The organism is Propionivibrio sp., from assembly GCF_041441355.1.
Taxonomy (GTDB): Bacteria; Pseudomonadota; Gammaproteobacteria; order Burkholderiales; family Rhodocyclaceae; genus Propionivibrio.
On the sequence record NZ_JASDTF010000010.1, the window covers coordinates 19,472 to 27,130 of the forward strand.

The 7,659-nt window shown below is 65.8% G+C and carries 9 protein-coding genes; 6 read left to right on the forward strand and 3 right to left on the reverse strand.

Going from position 1 to position 7,659, the window contains the following annotated elements:
• Positions 1-59 precede the first annotated feature (59 nt).
• Together QMB55_RS03090 and QMB55_RS03095 are read left to right on the forward strand one after the other, a co-directional pair.
• Complete coding sequence (locus tag QMB55_RS03090) at positions 60-554, forward strand: TRAP transporter small permease (RefSeq protein ID WP_497587195.1); 495 nt, start codon at positions 60-62, stop codon at positions 552-554.
• A complete protein-coding gene (locus QMB55_RS03095) occupies positions 545-1,909 on the forward strand; it encodes a TRAP transporter large permease (protein ID WP_497587196.1) in 1,365 nt (454 codons plus the stop codon). Before QMB55_RS03090 ends, QMB55_RS03095 begins: the two co-directional genes overlap by 10 nt.
• A 45-nt stretch (positions 1,910-1,954) precedes the next feature.
• Here the strand turns inward: QMB55_RS03095 and QMB55_RS03100 are convergent, their stop codons facing one another.
• The gene (locus QMB55_RS03100; RefSeq protein ID WP_497587197.1) at positions 1,955-2,521 is read right to left on the reverse strand and encodes a gamma carbonic anhydrase family protein; all 567 of its coding nucleotides are present in this window, start codon (positions 2,519-2,521) and stop codon (positions 1,955-1,957) included.
• A 110-nt stretch (positions 2,522-2,631) separates the two neighbouring features.
• Between QMB55_RS03100 and QMB55_RS03105 the strand changes: the two genes are divergently transcribed.
• Complete coding sequence (locus QMB55_RS03105; RefSeq protein ID WP_497587198.1) at positions 2,632-3,678, forward strand: prolyl oligopeptidase family serine peptidase; 1,047 nt, start codon at positions 2,632-2,634, stop codon at positions 3,676-3,678.
• A gap of 14 nt (positions 3,679-3,692) precedes the next feature.
• Entirely contained in the window at positions 3,693-4,274 is a 582-nt protein-coding gene (locus QMB55_RS03110) for an HD domain-containing protein (protein WP_497587199.1), read from the forward strand.
• Between the two features lie 89 nt (positions 4,275-4,363).
• On the opposite strand, the gene QMB55_RS03115 is transcribed toward QMB55_RS03110, so the two are convergent.
• Positions 4,364-5,137: an SDR family oxidoreductase gene (locus QMB55_RS03115; protein WP_497587200.1), complete on the reverse strand. Its 774-nt coding sequence runs from the start codon at positions 5,135-5,137 to the stop codon at positions 4,364-4,366.
• 136 nt (positions 5,138-5,273) lie between these two features.
• Between QMB55_RS03115 and QMB55_RS03120 the strand changes: the two genes are divergently transcribed.
• Positions 5,274-5,717 carry a GNAT family N-acetyltransferase gene (locus tag QMB55_RS03120; RefSeq protein ID WP_497587201.1) on the forward strand — a complete coding sequence of 148 codons (444 nt, stop codon included), beginning with the start codon at positions 5,274-5,276 and terminating at the stop codon, positions 5,715-5,717.
• A gap of 31 nt (positions 5,718-5,748) precedes the next feature.
• Here the strand turns inward: QMB55_RS03120 and QMB55_RS03125 are convergent, their stop codons facing one another.
• Positions 5,749-6,597: an arginase family protein gene (locus QMB55_RS03125; RefSeq protein ID WP_497587202.1), complete on the reverse strand. Its 849-nt coding sequence runs from the start codon at positions 6,595-6,597 to the stop codon at positions 5,749-5,751.
• A 289-nt stretch (positions 6,598-6,886) separates the two neighbouring features.
• On the opposite strand from QMB55_RS03125, the gene QMB55_RS03130 reads away from it, so the two are divergent.
• The coding region (locus QMB55_RS03130) for a sodium/proton-translocating pyrophosphatase (protein WP_497587203.1) at positions 6,887-7,659 on the forward strand (773 nt) is incomplete at its 3' end.

Genomic DNA, 7,659 nt, shown 5'->3' on the forward strand with positions numbered 1-7,659 from the left:
GTAACGAGGCCTGAAGCTGCGCGTCCGCAGCTTCAGGCCTTTTTCGTGAAAGTCACACTATGGATTGGTTCACTGCCCTTAACGCACGCCTTTCGCGCTGGGCGATGTACGTCGCCGTCGCCGGGCTGCTCGCCATCGTCGGCGTCGTCGTCGGCTCGGTCATCTGGCGCTACATCCTCAACGACGCCCCGGCTTGGTCGGAACAGGTCGCCCTGATCCTAGTCATCAACGTCGCGATGTTCGGCGCCGCCGCCGGCGTACGTGACGAAGGCCACATCGGCATGGAGTCGCTGGTCGGCTTGCTGCCCAAGAACCTGCAGTTCTGGGTCGGCAACATCGTCGGCATCTTCTCGATTCTCTTCGGCGCCTTCCTGTCCTGGGGCTGCACCAAGATGGCCCTTTCGGTCTGGCCCAACGGGATTCCCACGCTCGGCATCTCGGAAGCCTGGCGCTACGCCCCGGGGACCGTTGCCGGCATCCTGATCATCTCGTTCTCGATCGAGCACCTGATCGCCATGTACACTGACAAGGAAGTTGCTCCATCATGGCACTGACCGTACTCTGCATCACCTTCACCCTACTCCTGCTGCTCGGCGTTCCGGTCGCGTTCTCGATCGCCCTGAGCTGCCTCGCCACCTACTGGGTCGAAGGTTTTCCGCTGGAACTCGCCTTCCAAAACCTCATTTCGGGGATGAACGTCTTCTCCTTCCTGGCGATTCCATTCTTCATTTTCTCCGGCGAACTCATGCTGCACGGCGGGATCGCCGAGAAGATCGTCAACTTTGCTCGAACCCTGCTCGGCCACAAGCGCGGCGGGCTGGGGATGGCCAACGTGGTCGCCTGCACGCTGTTCGGCGGCGTCTCGGGCTCGCCGGTCGCCGACGTCTCGGCGATGGGCGGGGTGATGATCCCGATGATGAAAAAGGAAGGCTACAGCGCCGACTACGCGGTCAACGTCACCACGCACGCCTCGCTCGCCGGCGCGCTGATGCCGACCTCGCACAACCTGATCATTTACGCCTACGCCGCCTCCGGCACCGCCGGCGTGCTCGCCGGACCGAACATCATGGTCAAGGGCGTGTCGATCGGTGACCTGATGTTCGCCGGCCTCCTGCCCTGCATCGTCCTGATGGTGTGCATGCTCTTCGCCGCCTGGTGGGTCGCCAAGCGCGAAGGCTTCCCGATCCGTCCCGACGGCTCGCACTCCGACCACCTCGACAAGTTCGCCGGCTGGCACGCCGTCGCCGTCGCCTGCGTCGCGGCGCTGCCCGGCATGCTGGTCGTGGCCATCATCCTCGGCTTCATCATCATGGGCGTCGCCACCGCCACCGAGGCCGCCGGCATCGCCGTGACCTACTCGCTGCTGCTCACTTTCATCGGCTACCGCACGATGAACTGGTCCAAGCTGGTCAAGGCCGCCGCCAAGGCCGCCAAAACCACCGGCGTGGTGCTGCTGCTGATCGGCGTGTCGACGATGTTCCAGTACATCATGGCCATCCTCGAGATCCCGGACAAGACCGCCGAACTCCTGCTCGGCGCGACGACCAACCCGTTGATCATGTTCCTGCTGATCAACCTGATCCTGTTCCTGCTCGGGACCTTCATGGACATGGCCTCGACCATCCTGATCTGCACCCCGCTCTTCCTGCCGCTCGCACTGCAGATGGGCATGGGCCCGGTGCAGTTCGGCATGGTCATGCTGCTCAACTGCGCACTGGGGCTCAACACCCCGCCTGTCGGAACCACCCAGTTCGTCGGCTGCGCGATCGGCAACGTCTCGGTCGAACAGGTGATGAAGACCATCCTGCCCTTCTACGGCGCCTTGTTCGCCGTGATGGCCGTGGTCACCTACTTCCCGGCGTTCTCGACCTGGCTGCCCAGCCTGCTCAAGGGCATGCCGGTCTACTGATCGACAGCAGCAGGAAAACAATGGGGCGCCTTGGGCGCCCCATTTTCATTCCACGCTCGGCAAACCCGGCGTCGCGGGCGGACGTCCGTCGAGGTAGCTGTTCTTCAGCCGCACGTATTGCTCGGCCGAATAGCGTAAAAAAGCGATCTCGTCCGCGGTCAGCCGGCGCAAGGCCGCGACAGGCCGTCCAACGTAGAGCCAACCGCTTTCGAGGCGCTTGCCGGGCGGCACCAGGCTGCCAGCACCGAGCATCACCTGATTCTCAAGCACTGCGTCGTCCATGACGATGCTCCCCATGCCAACCAGGCATTCGTCGCCGATCGTGCAACCGTGCAGGATCGCCGCGTGGCCCACGGTCACGTAGTCGCCGATGAGAAGCGGCGATCCGGCCGGATTTTTCGCCGACTTGTGCGTCACGTGGCACATCGACAGGTCCTGGATGCTCGTCCCGCGCCCGATCACAATGCGGTTCACGTCGCCACGCACGACCGCGTTACACCACACCGAGCAGTCGTCGCCGAGGCTCACGTCGCCGATGAGTTGCGCCGAAGCATGCAGATAGACGCCCGCGCCGAGGCGGGGGGCGGTGTCGAGGTAGGGCGCAACAGGCATGGCGGCTCGCAGGCGAAGAGGAAGATGGCGATTGTCGCTGATCGGGGAAACGCCGTCACGCACCGTGCGGGCGTGCGACAATCGCCCTTCGTCACACGCAGACGATGGTCATGAACCTCTTTCGATCCGGAAGCATTCTCCTGGCGCTCGGGCTCACGCTGTTCGCGTTCGGCGCCCGCGCGCAGACGCCAACCGCCGCTGAGTACGACGAAATCTTCCCGGCCACGCTAAATGAAATCACCGCCGGCCCGACGCCGCTCACCCAGACGGAGTGCGAAGCCAAGCCGAACGCCCTGTGGATCAGCGCGCGCTGGACGGAGAAAGGCACTTTCTCCGACAGCGAGAAACGAGGCCAGGCGTGCATCCGCTATTTCCCCAGTGACCAGGCTGCGAACGCACGGCGCCCGCTGCTCTTCATCAACGGCGATCGCGTCGAACCCGAAGGGTTCAAAGACGGGACCTACCGCAAGCAAGTCGCTTTCGCCAACCTGATCGCCAAGGAAGCCGGCAACCCCGCCGTCGTGATCGGCCGCCCCGGCGTGTATGGCTCGACTGGCGCCAACCACCTCACGGACCGACGCACGCCACAGGAAGCAGCGCTCATTTACGCCGCCATCGAAGCCCTCAAAGCGCGCTACGGTTGGTCACACCTCTTGCTGTCTGGCCAAAGCGGCGGCGGCGGACTGGTCGCCGCGATGCTCACTCAGGGGCGCGACGACATCGACTGTGCGGCGATGAGCAGCGGCGCCGTCGCCGTCCGCCTACGCACGGTCGACCAGAAATTCAGCAATCCGGGCCGCGACGCGACTGGCCGCTACCTCTACGAAACCTACGACCCGATGGATCACGTCACGCACATCGCCCCCGATCCAAAGCGGCGCCTGTTCATCGTCGCCGACCGACGCGACAAGCGCGTCAGTTACAATTCCCAACGCCAGTTTTTCCATGCACTCAAAGCACAGGGGATACACGCCCTGTTCGTCGAGCAGTTCGCCCGCGACAAGAACTTCCATGCCCTGACCTGGCCCGGCGTACGCGCAGTCGGCGCCTGCGCTGACGGACGCAGCGACGACGAGATCATCGCCCTGCTGAGCCGCGCAAAAAACGAACCCGCCGAACGTGAAGTTCTGCGCAGCGATCCGAAGCCAGCGCTTTAAACCAGGAAAATTCCATGCACGACGCCATCGCCTTCATTCTCGAACTCGACAAGCTCAAAGGCGTGACGCGCAAGAACCGTCCGCTCGGGCTCGACCGCTACGAGAACTCCGCCGAGCACAGCTGGCAGATCGCCCTCCTCGCCCAGGCACTCGCGCCCTACGCGCCGCCGGGCTGCGACATGAACCGGGTGATCCAGATGCTGCTCGTGCATGATCTCGGCGAGATCGATGCCGGCGACGTCTTCGTCTATGCCGAAGGCGATGCGCAAGCCCGCCACGCCGAGGAACTTGCCGGAGTGCGCCGCCTTTGCGACCTGCTGCCGGCGGCGCAAGGCGAACGCCTGCTCGCCCTGTGGCAGGAATTCGACGCCGGGACGACGCCCGAGGCGCGCTTTGCCAATGCCCTCGACCGCGCCATGCCGGCGCTGCTCAACCTCAACAACCAGGGCCAGAGCTGGGTCGAAAACGGCGTTTCCCACGCCCGCGTGGTGGCGCGCATCGGCCCGCCGATCCGCGAAGGTTGCCCGGCGCTGTGGACCTACCTCGAAGCGCGGCTCGCCGAAGCCCAGGCGGCCGGCTGGTACGGCATCGGCTGATCGGCCCGGCCTGCTTTCTCGCGAGCCACACCGGCGGGGGACCACTCACCACGCGGGCCGGACCGTCCGACGCACCACATGCTGTGCGATCAGAGCGTTCGCGTCTGGCCGCCGTCGACGTCGAGGATCACGCCCTGGCAGTACGCGGCCTGCGGTGAAAGCAGGAAAGCCACTGCGGCAGCGATCTCCTCGGGCTTGCCGAAACGCGCCACGCCGAGCTTCTTTGCCATTTCCGACGCCGCCTGCTCGGCGGCAATGCCGCGCTCGACGGCCAGCGTATGAATGCGCGTCTGCAGGCGCTCGGTGGCAATCGAGCCGGGGTTGATCGCGCACACCCGCACCCCGTCCTGAAGGCCGCGGTCAGCGAGCACCTTGGTCAGGTTCATGAGGCCCGCATTGACCGCGCCGCCGATGGCAAACTCGGCCGTCCCGGTGCGCCCGCCGACGCCGACGATGTTCACGATCGCCCCCTGCGCCTGCACGAGGTGCGGCCAGGCCGCGCGTGCGCAGCGCATGCTGCCGAAGAACTTGAGCGCGAAACCATCCTGCCAGTCGGCCTCCGAAAGCTGCAGGAAGTCGCCGCGCTTGGTGGCACCGGCATTGTTGACCAACGCGTCGAGGCGGCCGAAGCGCGCCAGCGCAAAGTCGATCAGCTGCTGCGGCGCCTCGGGCAGGCGCAGGTCGAGCGACAAGGCCGCGCACTCCGGGCCACAGGCCGCAGCCACATCGGCCAGCGCGTCGGCCGAGCGCGCGGCGATCACGAGGCGCATGCCCTCGCCGGCGAGGCGCAGCGCGATCGCCTTGCCGATGCCCCGGCTGGCGCCGGTGACGATGCCCACCTTGCCCTGCAATCCACTTTCCATCGCCGTCTCCAAAAAGCCTTACGTCATAAGCGCACAGGCCGAAAACCGCAGATCAGACTCGCGTCCTGCGCTTCCTGCGGTTAGGATACCGCATTGCTCTTTTCGGATCAGTCCCCACCGTTCAGGAGTCATGCCCATGATCGATGCAGTCGTGTTCCGTCCGATGGAAGCCGCCGATTACCGCGCTTTCCTTGCCCTGATGCGAGAAACCCCGGGCGTCGTCGTGCGCGACGCCGATGCGCCCGAGCATGCGCTGCGCTATCTGGCGCGCAATCCAGGCTTGTCCTTCGTCGCCATCGCCGGCCGGCAGCTCGTCGGCGGCGTGATGGCCGGACACGACGGTCGCCGCGGCTACCTCAATCACCTGCTCGTCCACCGCCAACTGCGCGGCCAGGGGATTGCTCGCGCGCTGGTCGAACACGCCATCGCGGCCCTCGATGCGGCCGGCATCAGCAAATCGCACATCGACGTCGAACGCGACAACGCCCGTGGCCAAGGTTTCTGGGCCGCACAGGGCTGGACGCGGCGCGACGACCTGTTCCGCTTTTCCCTCGTGCACAGCGGCAGCGCGAACGCCTAAGGCGCCGCACGGCCGCTTGGCCACCCAGCCGCTAGATCAAGGGCAGCAGACCGCTGTCGGCCAGCAGGGCATGCAGCTGCGCGCGCCCGGCGTGCGACCGGCCGCGGTACTCGCAGACGCCGACCCCGGCCTGCGGGTAAGCCGCGCTCACCGCCCGCAGGCAAGCCAGAACGCTCGCCGCATCCGGCCCGCCGGGCACTGGTTTCATGGCCTCCGACAGGCCCTCGGGATTGAACACGTCGACGTCGAGATGCACATAAACATGACTGCAGCCGCTGGCCGCAAGATCGGCCAGCAGGCGGTCGACATCGGCCGGCGCCAGCGTCGGATAGCACCGTAGCGGTTGCGCAGCGAGGTAATCCGCTTCGGCCGGATCGAGGTCGCGGGCGCCGATCAGGAAAACCTGCTCCGGCAACAAAGGCCGCGCCAGACGCGCGAGCAAAGGCGTCGGCCCCTCGCCCAGCAGGGTGCGCAGCACCATGCCGTGGAAATTGCCGCTGCTCGACGTCTGCGGCGTGTTGAGGTCGCCGTGCGCGTCGAACCACAACACCGCCAGCTTGCCGGCATAGCGGTTGTTGAGCCAGGCGATCGGCGCAGCCTCGCCGCCGCAGGTGCCGGAAAGGGTCAATAGCCGCCCGGGCCGGGCCCGACCCAGCACTTCCAGGGTGCGGGCATAGCGCGCGGCGATCGCCGGCAGCCCGTACACGCCTTCGACCACCGCCGTCGATTCAACCTCGCCCGGCTGCGCCGCCGGCGCATCGATGGTCACGTAGCCGCGGCCGGCGAACACTGCCTCGGCCAGCCAGTGGGCGCCACGATGGACGTCCGGACAGCGCCCGCCCTGCCACTCGGGATACAGCAGATTCATTCTTTGCGTCATGAATTCTCCCTGATGATGCCGCGCTCGCTGCGCGGTCCCTTGCGACCGTCATCAAACCACAAGCGGCCTTCGCGGGCTACTGCCACGCCGACCCCGAGCCGCCCGGCGACGGCCGAGTCCCGCGCGCCCTCGCCTCGCAAGCCCCGCGGTTACGACGCGGCGGGCGGTATGACCTTCGATCTATGCATTACGTTTGATGTTCATCTTCATTGCGGAATGTAATAATCGATTGATTTTGCTTTTGCGGCTTTCTCAGCTTTTCCCACCACGACCAAAAAAGGAAACAGCGATGAAGCAGTCAAGCAACGCCCCCGCGGGCAGGCTTCCGGTTGGGCTCTTCCGGCACCCGCTCGCCTTTCTTGCCGTCCTTGCAACCGCTTCAGCCTCCTCTGCACAGGCCGCGTCGGAAGCCAACCTGGTTCTCCCCAAGCTCGGCGACCCGACCCTCGCCACCTTTCTCGGCGCGCTGACCGGCGCGCAACTGCTCGCCGCCGGACTCCTCGTCTGCCTGCTCGGCCTGGCCTTCGGCGGCATGATCTATCGCCAGATCAAAGCCCTGCCGACGCACCGCTCGATGGCCGAGGTGAGCGAACTGATCTATGCCACCTGCAAGACCTACATGCTCACTCAGGGCAAGTTCCTGCTCTTTCTCGAACTCTTCATCGCCCTCATCATCCTCGCGTATTTCGGCGGCGTGCAACAGCTCGGGGCCGGCGAAGTCACGCTGATCCTGGCCTTCTCGCTGGTCGGCATCGCCGGCTCCTTCGGCGTCGCCTGGTTCGGCATCCGCATCAACACCCTGGCCAACAGCCGCACCGCCTTCGCCGCACTGGCCGGCAAGGCGTATCCGGTCTACGCCATCCCGCTCAAGGCCGGAATCTCGATCGGCATGCTGCTGATCTCGACCGAGCTCTTGATCATGCTCGCCATCCTGCTCTTCATCTCGCCCGCGCTGGCCGGCAAATGCTTCATCGGTTTTGCCATCGGTGAATCGCTCGGCGCCGCGGCGCTGCGCATCGCCGGCGGCATCTTCACCAAGATCGCCGACATCGGCGCCGACCT